The organism is Bacillus sp. FSL K6-0972, assembly GCF_037976035.1.
GTDB classification, from domain to species: Bacteria; Bacillota; Bacilli; order Bacillales; family Bacillaceae; genus Bacillus; species Bacillus haynesii.
The window spans coordinates 2,804,813-2,818,776 of the sequence record NZ_CP150260.1 but is presented as its reverse complement, the minus strand read 5'-3'; the positions used below and the strand labels follow the sequence as shown (position 1 = coordinate 2,818,776).

Genomic DNA, 13,964 nt, shown 5'->3' with positions numbered 1-13,964 from the left:
GCTTCTATCAAAAAAACCGGCTCAAATGATAAGCCGGTTTTCTTATTGGTTAGTCTTTCAGTGCTTTTCCCATGCCTTTTAAAAATTGCAGGCCGAAGCCGACGGCTCGGTTGATGTCCGGGTCGTTCATAGCTTTCAGCAGATCGAGGACCCCGGTTTTTTTATCGCTTTTTAAAAAGTCCTCTCCTTGTTTTGTGCCGGCGACGATGCTTTCTGTCAGTTTCCCCATGACTTCCGGTTCGGCTTTGGAGAGGGCGCCGCCCGCTGCAATGGCTGTATTCATCAGGTTTTTGGCCGGCTCTTTGGACAGCTGGCCGAGGACGATTTTGGCGATGTCTTCCTTCGCGCCGATCATGCTGTCTGCGGCATCAAGAACCCCGAGGCCGTTCAGTTCGCCGAGAAGCTTCATCGTTTTTGAAACGGCGGCTTCCTGTTCAGCCAAAAGGGATTTGAGTTCTTCAAGTTTTTCGAGCTTCATTTGCTCCTCAGATTTGTCTTCTTTGCGGATGGCGGTGATGGGAGCTGCCATGTGTGATGACCTCCTTTTGATTTAGTCTGTTAAATGAACGTATCCCGGACGTTTCCATTTCCGCTCGACTTCGGCTCCGTTTTGCGGATGGCGTTTCTTATTGCGCGGATTTGTTTTCGGAAGCGGCGGTTCTGCACATGCGCCGAGCACTTCCATACGCACTTTGGTCTGCTTGTAAGCAGGTGTATTGGTGCGCGCATCTACTGCGGGACCTGTCAAGAAATTGATCGCAGATTCTTTATCTGTCGAGTTCATCGGCAGATACAATTCGTTGGCTCTGACCCGGTCTGTCACAAGCGCGGTTAATTTTACGGCGCCAAACGGCGAGATCAGTCTGACCTGCGATCCGTCACAGACGCCCCGTTCTTTGGCGAGCTCAGGAGAGACTTCAACAAAGACGTCCGGCACTTTCGCCTGGATGCCTGCCGATTTGTTCGTCATATTGCCTTCGTGAAAATGCTCCAGCATTCTGCCGTTGTTAATGTGAAGGTCGTACTCTTCAGGAAATTCGGCAGGCTTTGTCCAGTCTGCGAGGGCAAAGCGGGCTTTCCGATCAGGGAAATTAAAGCCGTCTTCATACAAAAGAGGCGTGCTTTCTCCGGTCAGGCTGCCCCACAGGAAGCTGTTCCATCCTTCAATTGCGTCATAATCCGCCCTGGCGAACAGCGGAGACAGGCTTGCCATTTCTGAAAAAATGTCTCCCGGGTGGCTGTAATGCCAGTCAGCTCCAAGCCGGTTTGCGATGTTTTGAATGATGACCCAGTCGGGCTTTGCGTCTCCGAGCGGCGGAAGCGCCTGATACAATCGCTGGACGCGTCTTTCCGTGTTTGTAAAAGTTCCTTCTTTTTCAAGCGAAGCTGACGCAGGCAAAACAACGTCGGCGTATTGGGCTGTTTTCGAAAGGAACATATCCTGAACCACAAGGAAATCAAGGCTTGATAAAATGTCATGGACCCGGTTTGCGTTTGAATCGACTAAAGCCATATCTTCTCCGACGATATACATGGCTTTCATTTTACCTTCTTCAACGGCGTGAAGCATTTCGATGTTGTCAAGTCCAGGTTTATTGTCGATTGTTGTGCCGTAAGCTTGTTCGAACTTTTTCCGCGCTTTGTCATCTGTAATGTGCTGATATCCCGGAAGCCAGCCGGGAAGCGTTCCCATGTCACAGGCGCCCTGGACATTGTTGTGGCCGCGGAGCGGGTACGCCCCTGCGCCCGGGCGGCGGTAATTGCCGGTAGTTAAAAGCAGATTTGAAATCGCGGCGGACGTGTCGGAACCGCCTGTGTTTTGGGTGACCCCCATCCCCCAAAGAATGCATGTTCCGTCGGCGTCGCGGATCATCTCAGCGATTTGGATCAGCGTCTGTTTATGGATGCCTGTGATTTTTTCTGCAAATTCAAGGGTGTATGTTTCAAGCGATTGCTTATATTCTTCAAAGAAATTGACGTTTTCATCAATGAAAGCCTGATCGTGCCAGCCTTTGTCGATCATATACTTCGTCACGGCCATCAGCCATACTTGATCAGTTCCTTGCCGCGGTCTGATGAACAGATCCGAGCGTTCGGCCATTTCGTTTTTGCGAAGGTCGGCGACAATCAGCTTTTGTCCGTGAAGCTTATGGGCGCGCTTCACACGGGTTGCCAGTACCGGGTGGCCTTCGGCCGGATTGGCGCCGACGATGATGACGAGGCCTGCTTTCGCGATGTCTCGAATGGTGCCTGCATCGCCGCCCATGCCGACTGTGCGGAACAATCCGTCTGTTGCCGGAGACTGGCAGTACCGCGAGCAGTTGTCGACATTGTTAGTGCCAAATACTTGCCGCGCCAGCTTTTGCATCAAGTAGTTTTCTTCATTCGTGATCTTTGAAGACGAAATAAACCCGACGGCGTCTTTTCCGCTCTGCTCCCGAATCGAGCCTAATCTGCGGGCGACGTAGTCAAGCGCTTCTTCCCAAGTCGATTCGACAAATTCATCATTTTTGCGGATCAGCGGTTTGGTTAAACGTTCTTCCGCATTTACAAAATCCCATCCGAATTTCCCTTTCACGCACGTCGAGATGGCGTTGACGGGAGCTTCTGACACCGGCTGAATTTTTAAGATGTCACGGCCTTTTGTCCATACTTCAAATGAACAGCCGACACCGCAAAACGTACAGACGGTTTTTGTCTTTTTGATCCGCTGTGAGCGCATCGCCGCCTCGACTTCTGAAACGGCAAAGATGCTGCTGTATCCCGGCTCTACATCTTTGACAAGGTCGATCATCGGCTCCATGACATCCGGTTTGATGCCTGTCATGAAACCGGCTTTTCCAAGCATTGATTTTTCCATTAACGCATTGCACGGACAGACCGTGACACACTGCCCGCAGCTGACGCATGAGGACTCGTTGATTGAAACGCCTTCATCCCAGATCACCCGCGGCCGTTCACGCTCCCAGTCAATCGAGAGCGTCTCATTGACTTGCAGGTTTTGGCACACTTCAACACATTGTCCGCATGCGATGCACTGATTCGGATCATAGCGGTAAAAGGGGTGAGACATATCGACTGCGCAAGACGGGTCTTCTTTAGGCGTGTAAGGGTATTTCTGCTCTTCGATTCCCATCATTTCTGCCGTATTATGTAGCGTACAGTTGCCGTTGTTGTTGTCGCATACCGTACAATAAAGCAAATGGTTTTCGAGCAGGCGGTCCATTGCTTCTTTTTGTGCTGCTTTGACCCGTTCTCCAGACAGGCTGACCGTCATTCCGTCTTCTGCCCGCAGGGAGCATGCCCGTTTTAATTTTCCGTCTGCTTCCACAATACAGGTATCACACGTTTGAATAGGATCCGTCTCCGGAACATGGCATATTTGCGGGTGTTCAAACCCGTTTTTGTTCAATATGTCTAAAACGGTTGCCCCGGCCGCTGCTTTAATTTCTTTACCGTCTATCCGGACACTGATTGGCTTTCCGTCCATCTTTATTCCCCTCCATCATCTTTTCAAAATCAAAAAAGCCATGTATATATATACCGATCCCCGGCGCGGAAAGCGGTATAAACATACATGGCGGAATAGTTTACTAGCAAAGCTTACTAACAGACCAATCCTATATTGTCAGAATTCGATAGATTCATAACACGACAGTATTACAAATCCATCAGCCCGGCTTTTATTATAAAGTGATATTGATTATAATTCAATAGAATAGGAAAATTTTAACCAAGTGAAATGTCTAAGGGGACATCGAGACAGGTGCAAGGTTTAAACGGAAGGGGTATACATGATGTCTAAAAAAATCCACGAATTCAACGATATGATCCGCAAGCTTCGAAAAGAGCTGTTTGGCAAGGGGCCTGAACGGATTCGCACGGTCTTTGTCGACAATATGGCAGTTTCGACGCTTTACGGCAATTTGACGGCGAGCGAGCAATTTATTGCAAGCACGTCGGAGGGAAGGGAAATGGTCCATGCCGCAAGGACGACCTTGATTCAGAAACACTACTCCAATCACGTGCCGGAGGGAATGGAGCAGCTCATCGGAGCGAAGCTGGAGCACCTTTTTACAGACATCAAAATTCAGGAGGATATTGCGGTGTCTGTTTTTATCTTTGACCGCAATATTGAAGACGGCACCGAATCAGCGAGCGGGGCTTGACGATCGGTCTCAAGTTCGAGGGAGGGAGTCATGATGATTGAACTGAAATCGAGCGAAAAACGAAAAGCAAAGATTTTGTTAACAGAAGAAAGTCCGACATTCGCGCATGCGATAGCTGAAGGACTTATCGAAGGAAACGTCTATGTCGATGATTTCCTCACGCCGGCCACTGCTCTTTTTCGGACAGCTTCCGGGATTTATTATGTCGCTGGAAACATTCCGGACAGCGGAAGAAGCCAGTGGCTTCATTATTTGAATGAACAGAGGAACGGAGCGCGCTTTACTGTGTTTTCGGCTTCCGAAAAGTGGGATGACTTTTTAATCGAGGGGCTTGGCGATCCGCTGCAGCAAATGGAGCGCGTGTCATTTTTCCTTGGAAAAGAGGAACGTGATTGTGGCGCCGCATTTGACGGGGTTGAAAGATTTTCTGAAGATGACCTTCAAAAAAGCGCGAATTTTACTGAAAAATACGCTGATGAATATTGGGGAGGGACCGGCCGTTTTTTGAAGAACGGTTTCGGGTTTAAAGTGTTGCATGAAGGTGTGATCGCCAGTGAATGTGTCTCCATTTTTTGTTCGGAACGCTTTGCCGAAGTTGATATCGCAACACACCCGGATTACAGGGGACGGGGGTTTGCAGTCCGCTGCGCCAGCGCCTTTATCGCGCATGCAATAGAGAATCGTTTGAAACCGCGCTGGGATTGCGACCGGCAAAACGACGCATCGATTCGCCTCGCTGAAAAATTAGGCTTTCGACCTGTCAAAACATATTCATTGTTTGTCGGAAAACCGTGAACCAATACGAATGTTTTTAAACAGGGGGGACAGGTTAAAGGCATAGCAAGGACTAAACGCTTGCAGGATGACAGAGATTTCTCCCGTTGAAAGTGCGGCTTCTCTCCTATATGATCGTAGTATTGGCTTTTGGAGGTGGAACGAATGAAAAAAAGCTTGGTGATGGTCCTCGTCTTTCTGCTTCTGCTTGCAGGCTGCGGAGAGGACGATCCCAGAAAAGTCGTAGCATTTGGAGACAGCAATACACGCGGCTCAAATTGGCAATTTCGCGATTATCCAAAAGCGGAAAAGTGGGTCAATTTACTTCAGACTTCCCTTCAAGGGCAGTACAAAATAAATAATGCAGGAATAGGCGGAGAAACGACGGAAGACGCCAGGTTTCGGTTCAGGAAGGATGTGCTGGATAAGCAGCCGGCATATCTTTTTATCATGTTCGGAACAAATGATGCAGCAATTCTTGCGAAAGGGCTGCCGCGCGTATCCAAAAAAAGGTTTAAAGAAAATCTCTATTATTTTGTTAATGAAAGCCGCCGCCGCGGGATAGAGCCGATATTAATGACGTGCCTGCCGATCGTCGAAGGAAGCGGAGACAACATCTTTTATTATGCAAGATACCGTGCTGCTTCGTTTGAAAAATACGGAGGAGCGCGTAAATGGCACGATTCCTATAATGACGTCACAAGGGAAACGGCGCGTGAACTTGATGTTCCGCTAATCGACAACTGGAAAAACATCGTGAAAAAAGCAGGTGGAGCTACGGATGAGAAGCTGATCCATTCGGGGTTTATCGACCCATCGGGAAATCACTTAACCCCAAAAGGCGCGCGAATTATTTTTGAAGGAATTAATGAAAGTAAAGTCATAAAAACTTCTTGATTTAAGTAAAAGGCCTAGCCATTTCTCCTTTTTCTTCATAGGCTGTTACTATAACAGTCCAAAGGAGGAATGATGCGATGGGATATCCTTTTCCCGCTGGTCCGTGTTCGTACCCGGCTTATCCCGGATATGCAGGCGCCGCATACGGATATGCGTTCGTTGTCGTCCTTTTAGTCGTCCTGCTGGTCATCGGCGGGTTCTACTGGCTTAGTCCTCACGGATTCTTCAAATAGCACCTCTTTTAGAGAGGTGTTTTTTCATGAAAAACAGTAGTAAGCGTATTATTCAAGTGATATAATATCAACCTAAGTGAAAAAAAGCGGCAAGAGCGCCCGGGAGTGCTTGAGCTATGAAGAGACGGAAAGCAGATGACCGAGCGACCTTCTTTTGATTTCGGTTTCAATCAGCTCGATGAATTCGCGGTTCAAATTCATCTCATTTGCTTTAATGTATGATTCTATTAAAAGTTCATCAGACAGCTTTTTCATACTCGGTACCCATTTAATGGGGAAGACACCTCCTTATGAAAATTGGAATAACCTGTTTGGAATAAGCATAAAATGTTAAGTTATATGATCTTTGTTTGAAGTACCTATAATCTATCATGAATATTGGGCGAGAACAATCGTTCTGTTATCCACACCAAAAAGTGGATAACTTGTGGGTATCATGTTTATAATTTAATAAAAGGTCGATGAAATATGAGTGGATACTGTGTGTAATTTTATCCACACCTGTTGAAGAATCCTATTATATGTCGAAAACTTTTCGAACAGCCGATTTTTTAAGACACTTTTAGATTTGATTCGACACATTGAAAAAAGAAGCAGTAATTGAAAGGAAAGGGTGCGGCTTTGTGTTAAAAAAGTTTTTTTTGCCGGATGAATTTGTAAAAAATATTTTTCATATTACCCCTGAAAAACTAAAAGAGCGCAATGTAAAAGGGATTATTACGGATTTGGACAACACGCTTGTAGAATGGGACAGGCCGAGTGCGACACCGCGTCTTATCGAGTGGTTTGAAGAGATGAAAGAGCACGGCATTAAAGTGACAATTGTCTCTAATAATAATGAAAAACGCGTCAAAATATTTTCTGAACCGCTTAATATTCCGTTTATTTACAAAGCGAAAAAGCCGATGGGCAGAGCTTTCAGAAAAGCCGTCAAAAATATGGGTCTTAAAAAAGAAGACGTCGTTGTCATAGGAGATCAGCTCATGACAGATGTGCTGGGAGGGAACCGCAATGGGTTCCATACCATTCTTGTCGTGCCTGTGGCAGCTTCCGACGGCTTTTTTACGCGTTTCAACCGCCAGGTGGAACGCAGAATTCTCAGCGCTTTAAAACGGAAAGGCCATATTCAGTGGGAGGATTAAAGAATGGAAAAGGTAGTTTGTATCGGATGCGGAGTCGCCATTCAAACCGAAGATAAAAATAAACTGGGCTACGCGCCTGAAGCATCGCTGTTAAAAGATAACGTCATCTGCCAGCGCTGCTTCAGATTGAAAAATTATAACGAAATTCAGGATGTTTCACTGACGGACGATGATTTTTTGAAAATTCTGCACGGCATCGGAGAAACGGATTCGCTCATCGTGAAAATCGTCGACATCTTTGATTTCAACGGAAGCTGGATCAACGGACTCAACCGCTTTGTCGGAGGCAATCCGATCTTATTAATAGGAAATAAAGCAGATATTCTTCCTAAATCAGTCAAGCGCGAGCGTCTTGTGAACTGGATGAAGCGCGAAGCGAAAGAGCTTGGCTTAAGGCCTGTTGATGTGCTGCTCGTCAGCGCCGGGCGCGGGCAGGGGATGAAAGATGCGATCGACGCGATCGAACATTACAGACAAGGCAAAGATGTATATGTTGTCGGATGTACGAACGTAGGGAAATCCACATTTATCAACCGGATTATTAAAGAGGTTTCCGGAGAAGACGACATTATTACGACATCTCAATATCCGGGGACGACGCTTGATGCGATTGAAATTCCTCTGGATGACGGATCGGCGATGTATGATACGCCGGGAATCATCAACCATCATCAAATGGCGCACTATGTCGCAAAACGCGATCTGAAAATATTGACGCCGAAGAAGGAACTGAAGCCCCGCACCTTCCAGCTGAACGAAGAACAGACGCTGTTTTTCGGCGGATTGTCGCGGCTTGATTATGCAAGCGGAGGCAGATCTTCGTTTGTATGCTATATGCCGAATGAACTCAAGATTCACAGAACAAAGCTTGAAAATGCTGATCAGCTGTATGAAAAGCACGCTGGGGAAATGCTTGCTCCCCCTGCAAAAGAAGATCTTGACTCGTTTCCGGAGCTTGTCAAACATACGTTTACGATTAAAGAGCCGAAAACGGACGTTGTGTTCTCAGGCCTCGGCTGGGTAACCGTCCAAGAGGCAAACCAAAAAATTGTCGCCCACGCCCCTAAAGGCGTTCACGTGTTTTTGCGCAGATCTCTAATATAAGTGCTAAGGGGAGAGAGTTATGAAACCGATATACGGACTGATTGGCAATCCGGTGGCTCATTCCATGTCTCCGGACATCCATAATGCGGCTTTGGAGGATCTTTCTTTAAAAGGGCATTATCACGCTTTTCTCGTGGAAAATGAAGATCTTGAAGATGCTGTGAAAGGCATGCGGGCCCTTGGCATTCAAGGGTTTAATGTGACCGTCCCCCATAAAGTAGCGATCATGAAGTATCTCGACCGTATTGATGAAAGCGCCGAAGCTCTCGGGGCGGTAAACACTGTCAGAAGAGAAAAAGAAGGGCTGGTCGGATATAATACAGATGGAGCAGGGTTTCTTAAATCGCTGAAACCATCCCTTGATCGTCCGCTTTCTGAGCTCTCGATACTGTTGATCGGAGCCGGCGGTGCGGCGAGGGCGATATTTACCACTCTCGCAGCTGAGATGCCGAAGCGGCTGGACGTTGCCAATCGTACGCCTGAAAAGGCACTAGCATTCACTCAGCATTTTGATGGAGAGGCACGTGCCTTGTCGTTGCAGGAAGCGGAAGCAGACTTGTCAGCATATGATATCGTGATTCAAACGACGTCGGTCGGGATGCATCCGAACATCGAAGCTGCCCCGCTTTCATTGACGAATGCGAAAGAAACGTGCCTTGTATGCGATATTATCTACAATCCGCTGAAAACGGCCCTGCTGCAGGAGGCTGAAGCAAAAGGCTTGAAAACGTTGGACGGAGTCGGCATGTTCATCGGCCAGGCGGCCCTTGCCTTTGAGCTGTGGACTGGACATGAGCCGAATATGGAAAAAATGAAATCAATTGTATTGCAGCAACTAGGAGGAAAATCATGCTAACAGGAAAACAAAAACGCTATTTGCGCCGGGAAGCGCATCATCTGTCACCGATTTTTCAAGTCGGCAAAGGCGGAGTCAACGAAAATATGGTCAAACAAATCAGTGAAGCTCTTGAAGCCAGGGAATTGATCAAGGTGAGCGTGCTGCAAAACTGCGAGCAGCCTAAAGAGGAAGTAGCCGAAGCGCTGGCGGGAGGAGCTCGTGCCCAACTGGTGCAGACGATCGGAAACATTATTGTGCTGTATAAGGAGTCAAAAGAAAATAAAAAAATTGAGCTTCCTTAACGCTTAAAGGTGGTAATCATGAGGAAAATCGGGATTTTTGGAGGGACATTTGATCCTCCGCACAACGGGCATTTATTAATGGCAAATGAAGTCCTGTATAAACTGGATCTTGATGAAATTTGGTTCATGCCCAACCAAATTCCGCCGCATAAACAAAAAAACGCGTTTTCGCTAAGTATGCACAGGGTGGAAATGCTGAAGCTCGCCATTTCGGGGAAAGAGCAATTTAAACTGGAAACGATCGAACTCGAAAGGGAAGGCCCTTCTTATACTTTTGATACCGTTCGCCTGCTGAAAGACCGATACCCTGACCATGAGTTTTACTTTATTATCGGCGCGGATATGGTGGAATACCTGCCGAAATGGTCAAACATTGACAAGCTTGTCAACATGATTCAATTTGTCGGGGTGAAGCGGCCCGGCTTTCAAATTGAGACGCCGTATCCGCTCGTTTTTGTCGATGTGCCTATTTTTGAAGTGTCATCATCTTTACTCAGGGACCGCATTAAAAATCAGCAGCCGACAGATTACTTAATCCCTGACGAAGTGAAGGTCTATGTGAAGGAGAATCGTTTATATGAAACGTGAGGAAGCCTTAGCCTGCGTGCAAGAACAGCTGACAGAACAGCGCTACATCCATACGGTCGGCGTGATGGAGACGGCTGTAAAACTTGCCGAACGGTTTGGCGCAGATGTGAAAAAAGCTGAAACGGCCGCGATATTTCATGACTATGCCAAATTTCGCCCGAAAGAGGAGATGAAACAAATCATCCTCGACGGGGGCGGGCCGCTTGAAGTGCTCGATTTTCATCATGAACTTTGGCATGCGCCGGCAGGAGCAGCACTTGTCAAAACAGAGGTCGGGATTACGGATGAAGACATCCTGTCAGCCATTCGATTCCATACATCCGGAAGGCCGAATATGACTCTTCTTGAAAAAGTGATTTATGTAGCGGACTATATCGAGCCGGGCCGCCGTTTTCCAGGGGTTGAAGAGGTTCGGACTCTCGCTGAACAAGATTTGGATTTAGCGCTTATCCAGGCATTGAAAAATACGATTACCTTTTTAATTTCAAAAAATCAGGCCGTTTATCCGGAAACGGTCGCCACATATAATGCTTTAGTAAACGATAGACATTAGGAGGAATTACTGAATGGATCAAGCTTCAATTTTAAAAATTGCCGCAGAGGCCTGCGATGATAAACGGGCGGAAGATATTATCGCCTTGAATATGCAGGGGATTTCCCTCGTGGCTGATTATTTTCTGATTTGCCATGGGAACTCTGACAAACAAGTGCAGGCCATTGCCCGGGAAATTAAGGATCAGGCTGAAGAAAATGGAATTGATGTGAAGAAAATGGAAGGTTTTGACGAAGCCAGATGGGTTTTAATCGATTTGGGAGATGTCGTTGTCCACGTTTTCCACAAAGAGGAACGAGGCTATTACAACCTTGAAAAGCTGTGGGGAGACGCGCCGATTGAAGACCTTTCGTTCGGAGTTAATGAATGATCTATAAAGGGTTTTCCAGTATTTATGACAAGCTGATGTCTCACGCTCCTTACGATCAGTGGGTCAGCTGGATTGAAAAAACGATCGGTGCACAGCAGAAAGAACGTATACGGATACTTGATCTGGCGTGCGGAACGGGGGAAATATCGGTCCGCTTGGCTGAAAAAGGCTTTGATGTCACAGGAATCGATATCAGCGAAGACATGCTTGCCCAGGCCCAGTACAAAGCAGCCATCCGGCAGCTTGATATTCAGTTCTTTCAACAGGATATGCGCGAACTTTCCGGGCACGGGCAAGAGTTCGACGCTGTCGTGATCTGCTGTGACTCGCTGAATTATTTAAAGGACGAAAAAGACGTTTTCAATACTTTTAAAAACGTTTTTTCTCTATTAAAAGAAGGTGGCCTTCTTCTGTTTGATGTTCATTCCGTTTACAAAATGGATGTCATTTTTCCGGGAAGTACGTATGCCGATCAGGATGAAGAAGTGAGCGTCATCTGGCAAAGCTATGCGGGGGATGAGCTCCATTCAGCTGTTCACGATTTGACCTTCTTCGTAGAAAGCGGAGACGTGTACGAAAGGTTTGATGAATCGCATGAACAGCGGACTTTCCAGACGGAAAAGTACATCAGCTTATTGCAGCAAGCCGGATTTGAGGTGCAATGCGTCACTGCAGATTTTTCAAAATTGGAGCCAAGCGCAGAGTCGGAACGTCATTTTTATACAGCGAAAAAAACAAAAACCATCGTTTAATCGTAACGATGGTTTTTCATAATGCATTTTTCCTTTGTTGAGATCTCAGCACATTCGTGAAACAATGAATCAAACGGAAAATTGCTTCTTGACCAGAGCGATATCTTCTTCATACTTCAAATGGGTGTTTCGGAACATCTGGCGGAACATATCCTGAACGCCGCTTTCCAGCGCCTTAATTCCCTCACCGGTTACACCGCCTTTAACACAAACCTTTTCCTGCAGGGTGGGCAGTGTGTAGTGGCCTGTTTCGAGCAGCCTTCCCAAACCTACGAGCATTTCTTTCGTCATTAAAATAGCATCCTCTTTTGACACGGATGTTTCTTCGACAGCCGCCTGGATAAACTCCTGAACCAAATAGCTGATAAAGGCGGGGCCGCAGCTGACAATGTCTGAGGCGACCCTCGTAATCCCGCTTTCGATTTCGAGAGGGATTGAGATCTTGCTCACTAAAGACGTCAATTTTTCTTTTGCCTCAGCTGTGCAGCTTTCTCCGAAAGTCAATAATGACACGCCGGACAACGCTCTGTTCGTAATGCTCGGGATCACTCTTGCCGCCTGGCAGGAGACAATGGCTTCCAGCTGTTCGACCTGCACCGGACTCGTAATGGTGACCACAATCTGATCGCGAGTGAAGACGGGTGAGAGCCGTTTTAGCAAAGGATAAATATCCAACGGCTTTACACAGATAAACACGGCATCACTTTCCGTAATCACTTCTTCCGGCCGTTCTGCAACCTGAATGTCTGGGAATCGTTTTTTTATGTTTAACGCTTTGTCGATCGTTCGGTTAGTAATTGTTAAAGATGAGGGAATGACTGCTCTGGATTCAATCAACGCCTCAATTAAAATGGTCCCCATATTTCCCGTCCCGATAAAGCCGATATTCAATCGTTCTCCCCTCCTTTGAACCTGTATCTTTTAAACGATATGAAGGCTTCAGTCAAAATATGTATGAAAGCAGGTGAGCAGTTTGACAGATTGGCTAAAACAATATAAATGGCATGCCGCGGGAGGCGTTGCACTCGTCTTGATCATCAGCGCGGCCTTCATGCTGTTAAGCGGAAAGCGTGAAACTTCATCCGGCCTCTCTTTTCCTGAGGAGGCTTCTGCACAGACTTTTGACAAGAAAGAGGAGGCGAAGCGGGAAAAAAACGCGGGGAAAGAGGAGGTTATCATCGATTTGAAAGGCGCTGTGAAAAATCCGGGTGTCTATCAAATGAAGGAGGGAGACAGGGTGCACGATGCATTGAAAAAAGCAGGCGGCACCGTGAAAAAAGCGGACCAAAAACAAATTAATCTGGCAGCCGTTTTGCAGGACGGTATGGTTGTTTACATTCCATTTGAAGGGGAAGAGACAGCTGGTTCTCTTTCGGAAGCGGGCTCAAGAGCAGAAGGCAATTCCGGTGGTCTCGTCAATATTAATACGGCTTCCTCTGAGGAGCTTCAGGCGATTCCAGGCATCGGCCCTTCAAAAGCGGAAGCGGTTATCGAATACCGTGAGGAGAACGGACCGTTTCAGACGATCGAAGACATCACGAACGTTTCGGGAATTGGAGAAAAGTCTTTTGAAAGAATAAAATCTTCAATCACGGTAAAGTAAATTGACGTTTGCCGATAAACATATGTAAACTTAGGGAAGTCGACATCGTATTTTGGAGGGAAAACAAGTGGAACGGATTTCTTGGGATCAATATTTTATGGCGCAGAGCCATTTGCTGGCGCTTCGCAGCACGTGTACAAGGCTTGCTGTAGGAGCGACAATTGTCAGGGATAAACGAATTATCGCAGGAGGCTACAACGGATCGATCGCCGGAGGTGTTCACTGTGCGGATGAAGGCTGCTATATGGTGGACGGGCATTGCATCAGAACAATTCACGCCGAGATGAACGCGATTCTTCAGTGTGCAAAATTCGGAGTACCGACTGAAGGCGCTGAAATATATGTCACTCATTTTCCGTGCATTCAATGCTGTAAATCAATCATTCAGGCAGGTATTAAAACGATATATTATGCGAAGGATTACAAAAACCATCCTTACGCGGTTGAACTTTTCGATCAGGCTTCTGTTAAAGTGGAGCAGGTAGAGCTCGAGGAGATGATTATCGACTTGAAAAACCAGGAAAAGTTATCGTTTGTAGCCAATCTGATCAAACAGCTGGCTGATAAAGGTCTTGAGGAAGAGGAGATCAGGAAAATACACGAAGAGGCCAATAAACTGTTTACAAGCTACGTGTAATC

18 protein-coding genes are annotated in these 13,964 nt (G+C 46.8%); 14 read left to right on the top strand and 4 right to left on the bottom strand.

Annotated elements, in window-relative coordinates:
• Positions 1 to 49: 49 nt before the first annotated feature.
• Both MKX80_RS14260 and fdhF read right to left on the bottom strand, forming a co-directional pair.
• Complete coding sequence (locus MKX80_RS14260; RefSeq protein WP_154994415.1) at positions 50 to 529, bottom strand: DUF1641 domain-containing protein; 480 nt, start codon at positions 527 to 529, stop codon at positions 50 to 52.
• Between the two features lie 21 nt (positions 530 to 550).
• Positions 551 to 3,490: a formate dehydrogenase subunit alpha gene (fdhF, locus tag MKX80_RS14255; RefSeq protein WP_268343011.1), complete on the bottom strand. Its 2,940-nt coding sequence runs from the start codon at positions 3,488 to 3,490 to the stop codon at positions 551 to 553.
• 307 nt (positions 3,491 to 3,797) lie between these two features.
• Between fdhF and MKX80_RS14250 the strand changes: the two genes are divergently transcribed.
• From MKX80_RS14250 to MKX80_RS14235, 4 genes are all read left to right on the top strand, one after another.
• Entirely contained in the window at positions 3,798 to 4,169 is a 372-nt protein-coding gene (locus MKX80_RS14250) for a DUF2294 domain-containing protein (RefSeq protein WP_154994516.1), read from the top strand.
• Between the two features lie 30 nt (positions 4,170 to 4,199).
• Entirely contained in the window at positions 4,200 to 4,964 is a 765-nt protein-coding gene (locus MKX80_RS14245; protein ID WP_326167137.1) for a GNAT family N-acetyltransferase, read from the top strand.
• Between the two features lie 162 nt (positions 4,965 to 5,126).
• Positions 5,127 to 5,840 carry an SGNH/GDSL hydrolase family protein gene (locus tag MKX80_RS14240; protein ID WP_234113245.1) on the top strand — a complete coding sequence of 238 codons (714 nt, stop codon included), beginning with the start codon at positions 5,127 to 5,129 and terminating at the stop codon, positions 5,838 to 5,840.
• Positions 5,841 to 5,917: 77 nt separating this feature from the next.
• Entirely contained in the window at positions 5,918 to 6,073 is a 156-nt protein-coding gene (locus MKX80_RS14235; protein ID WP_023855260.1) for a hypothetical protein, read from the top strand.
• A gap of 114 nt (positions 6,074 to 6,187) precedes the next feature.
• Here the strand turns inward: MKX80_RS14235 and MKX80_RS14230 are convergent, their stop codons facing one another.
• Entirely contained in the window at positions 6,188 to 6,328 is a 141-nt protein-coding gene (locus tag MKX80_RS14230) for a sporulation histidine kinase inhibitor Sda (protein ID WP_003183713.1), read from the bottom strand.
• Between the two features lie 368 nt (positions 6,329 to 6,696).
• Between MKX80_RS14230 and MKX80_RS14225 the strand changes: the two genes are divergently transcribed.
• The 8 genes from MKX80_RS14225 to MKX80_RS14190 are packed head-to-tail and all read left to right on the top strand — an operon-like array spanning position 6,697 to position 11,722.
• Positions 6,697 to 7,215 (top strand): YqeG family HAD IIIA-type phosphatase, encoded by a 519-nt coding sequence (locus MKX80_RS14225; RefSeq protein WP_020452282.1) that lies wholly within the window; start codon positions 6,697 to 6,699, stop codon positions 7,213 to 7,215.
• A gap of 3 nt (positions 7,216 to 7,218) precedes the next feature.
• The gene (gene yqeH, locus MKX80_RS14220) at positions 7,219 to 8,319 is read left to right on the top strand and encodes a ribosome biogenesis GTPase YqeH (RefSeq protein WP_154994409.1); all 1,101 of its coding nucleotides are present in this window, start codon (positions 7,219 to 7,221) and stop codon (positions 8,317 to 8,319) included.
• Between the two features lie 19 nt (positions 8,320 to 8,338).
• Positions 8,339 to 9,175, top strand: coding sequence for a shikimate dehydrogenase (aroE, locus tag MKX80_RS14215; protein ID WP_154994407.1), 837 nt, complete (start codon positions 8,339 to 8,341; stop codon positions 9,173 to 9,175).
• Positions 9,169 to 9,459: a ribosome assembly RNA-binding protein YhbY gene (gene yhbY / locus MKX80_RS14210; protein ID WP_268316148.1), complete on the top strand. Its 291-nt coding sequence runs from the start codon at positions 9,169 to 9,171 to the stop codon at positions 9,457 to 9,459. The genes aroE and yhbY overlap by 7 nt, the downstream gene beginning before the upstream one ends.
• Before the next feature lie 18 nt (positions 9,460 to 9,477).
• Positions 9,478 to 10,047 carry a nicotinate-nucleotide adenylyltransferase gene (locus MKX80_RS14205; RefSeq protein WP_154994403.1) on the top strand — a complete coding sequence of 190 codons (570 nt, stop codon included), beginning with the start codon at positions 9,478 to 9,480 and terminating at the stop codon, positions 10,045 to 10,047.
• Positions 10,037 to 10,600: a bis(5'-nucleosyl)-tetraphosphatase (symmetrical) YqeK gene (yqeK, locus tag MKX80_RS14200; protein WP_268343012.1), complete on the top strand. Its 564-nt coding sequence runs from the start codon at positions 10,037 to 10,039 to the stop codon at positions 10,598 to 10,600. The genes MKX80_RS14205 and yqeK overlap by 11 nt, the downstream gene beginning before the upstream one ends.
• A gap of 13 nt (positions 10,601 to 10,613) precedes the next feature.
• On the top strand, positions 10,614 to 10,970 hold the full coding sequence (rsfS, locus tag MKX80_RS14195; protein ID WP_003183699.1) for a ribosome silencing factor: 357 nt from the start codon (positions 10,614 to 10,616) through the stop codon (positions 10,968 to 10,970).
• Positions 10,967 to 11,722 (top strand): class I SAM-dependent methyltransferase, encoded by a 756-nt coding sequence (locus tag MKX80_RS14190; RefSeq protein WP_154994399.1) that lies wholly within the window; start codon positions 10,967 to 10,969, stop codon positions 11,720 to 11,722. The genes rsfS and MKX80_RS14190 overlap by 4 nt, the downstream gene beginning before the upstream one ends.
• Before the next feature lie 69 nt (positions 11,723 to 11,791).
• Here the strand turns inward: MKX80_RS14190 and comER are convergent, their stop codons facing one another.
• Positions 11,792 to 12,613, bottom strand: coding sequence for a late competence protein ComER (comER, locus tag MKX80_RS14185; RefSeq protein ID WP_217903537.1), 822 nt, complete (start codon positions 12,611 to 12,613; stop codon positions 11,792 to 11,794).
• Between the two features lie 82 nt (positions 12,614 to 12,695).
• Between comER and MKX80_RS14180 the strand changes: the two genes are divergently transcribed.
• A complete protein-coding gene (locus tag MKX80_RS14180) occupies positions 12,696 to 13,325 on the top strand; it encodes a helix-hairpin-helix domain-containing protein (RefSeq protein ID WP_154994395.1) in 630 nt (209 codons plus the stop codon).
• 67 nt (positions 13,326 to 13,392) lie between these two features.
• Entirely contained in the window at positions 13,393 to 13,962 is a 570-nt protein-coding gene (locus MKX80_RS14175) for a ComE operon protein 2 (RefSeq protein ID WP_234112005.1), read from the top strand.
• The last annotated feature ends 2 nt before the right edge of the window (positions 13,963 to 13,964 follow it).

Excerpts from the sequence above, each read along its gene's own strand:
- MKX80_RS14260 (WP_154994415.1), bottom strand. The coding sequence starts at position 529 with ATGGCAGCTCCCATCACCGCCATCCGCAAAGAAGACAAATCTGAGGAG.
- fdhF (WP_268343011.1), bottom strand. The coding sequence starts at position 3,490 with ATGGACGGAAAGCCAATCAGTGTCCGGATAGACGGTAAAGAAATTAAA.
- MKX80_RS14250 (WP_154994516.1), top strand. The coding sequence starts at position 3,798 with ATGTCTAAAAAAATCCACGAATTCAACGATATGATCCGCAAGCTTCGA.
- MKX80_RS14245 (WP_326167137.1), top strand. The coding sequence starts at position 4,200 with ATGATGATTGAACTGAAATCGAGCGAAAAACGAAAAGCAAAGATTTTG.
- MKX80_RS14240 (WP_234113245.1), top strand. The coding sequence starts at position 5,127 with ATGGTCCTCGTCTTTCTGCTTCTGCTTGCAGGCTGCGGAGAGGACGAT.
- MKX80_RS14235 (WP_023855260.1), top strand. The coding sequence starts at position 5,918 with ATGGGATATCCTTTTCCCGCTGGTCCGTGTTCGTACCCGGCTTATCCC.
- MKX80_RS14230 (WP_003183713.1), bottom strand. The coding sequence starts at position 6,328 with ATGAAAAAGCTGTCTGATGAACTTTTAATAGAATCATACATTAAAGCA.
- yqeH (WP_154994409.1), top strand. The coding sequence starts at position 7,219 with ATGGAAAAGGTAGTTTGTATCGGATGCGGAGTCGCCATTCAAACCGAA.
- aroE (WP_154994407.1), top strand. The coding sequence starts at position 8,339 with ATGAAACCGATATACGGACTGATTGGCAATCCGGTGGCTCATTCCATG.
- yhbY (WP_268316148.1), top strand. The coding sequence starts at position 9,169 with ATGCTAACAGGAAAACAAAAACGCTATTTGCGCCGGGAAGCGCATCAT.
- MKX80_RS14205 (WP_154994403.1), top strand. The coding sequence starts at position 9,478 with ATGAGGAAAATCGGGATTTTTGGAGGGACATTTGATCCTCCGCACAAC.
- yqeK (WP_268343012.1), top strand. The coding sequence starts at position 10,037 with ATGAAACGTGAGGAAGCCTTAGCCTGCGTGCAAGAACAGCTGACAGAA.
- rsfS (WP_003183699.1), top strand. The coding sequence starts at position 10,614 with ATGGATCAAGCTTCAATTTTAAAAATTGCCGCAGAGGCCTGCGATGAT.
- MKX80_RS14190 (WP_154994399.1), top strand. The coding sequence starts at position 10,967 with ATGATCTATAAAGGGTTTTCCAGTATTTATGACAAGCTGATGTCTCAC.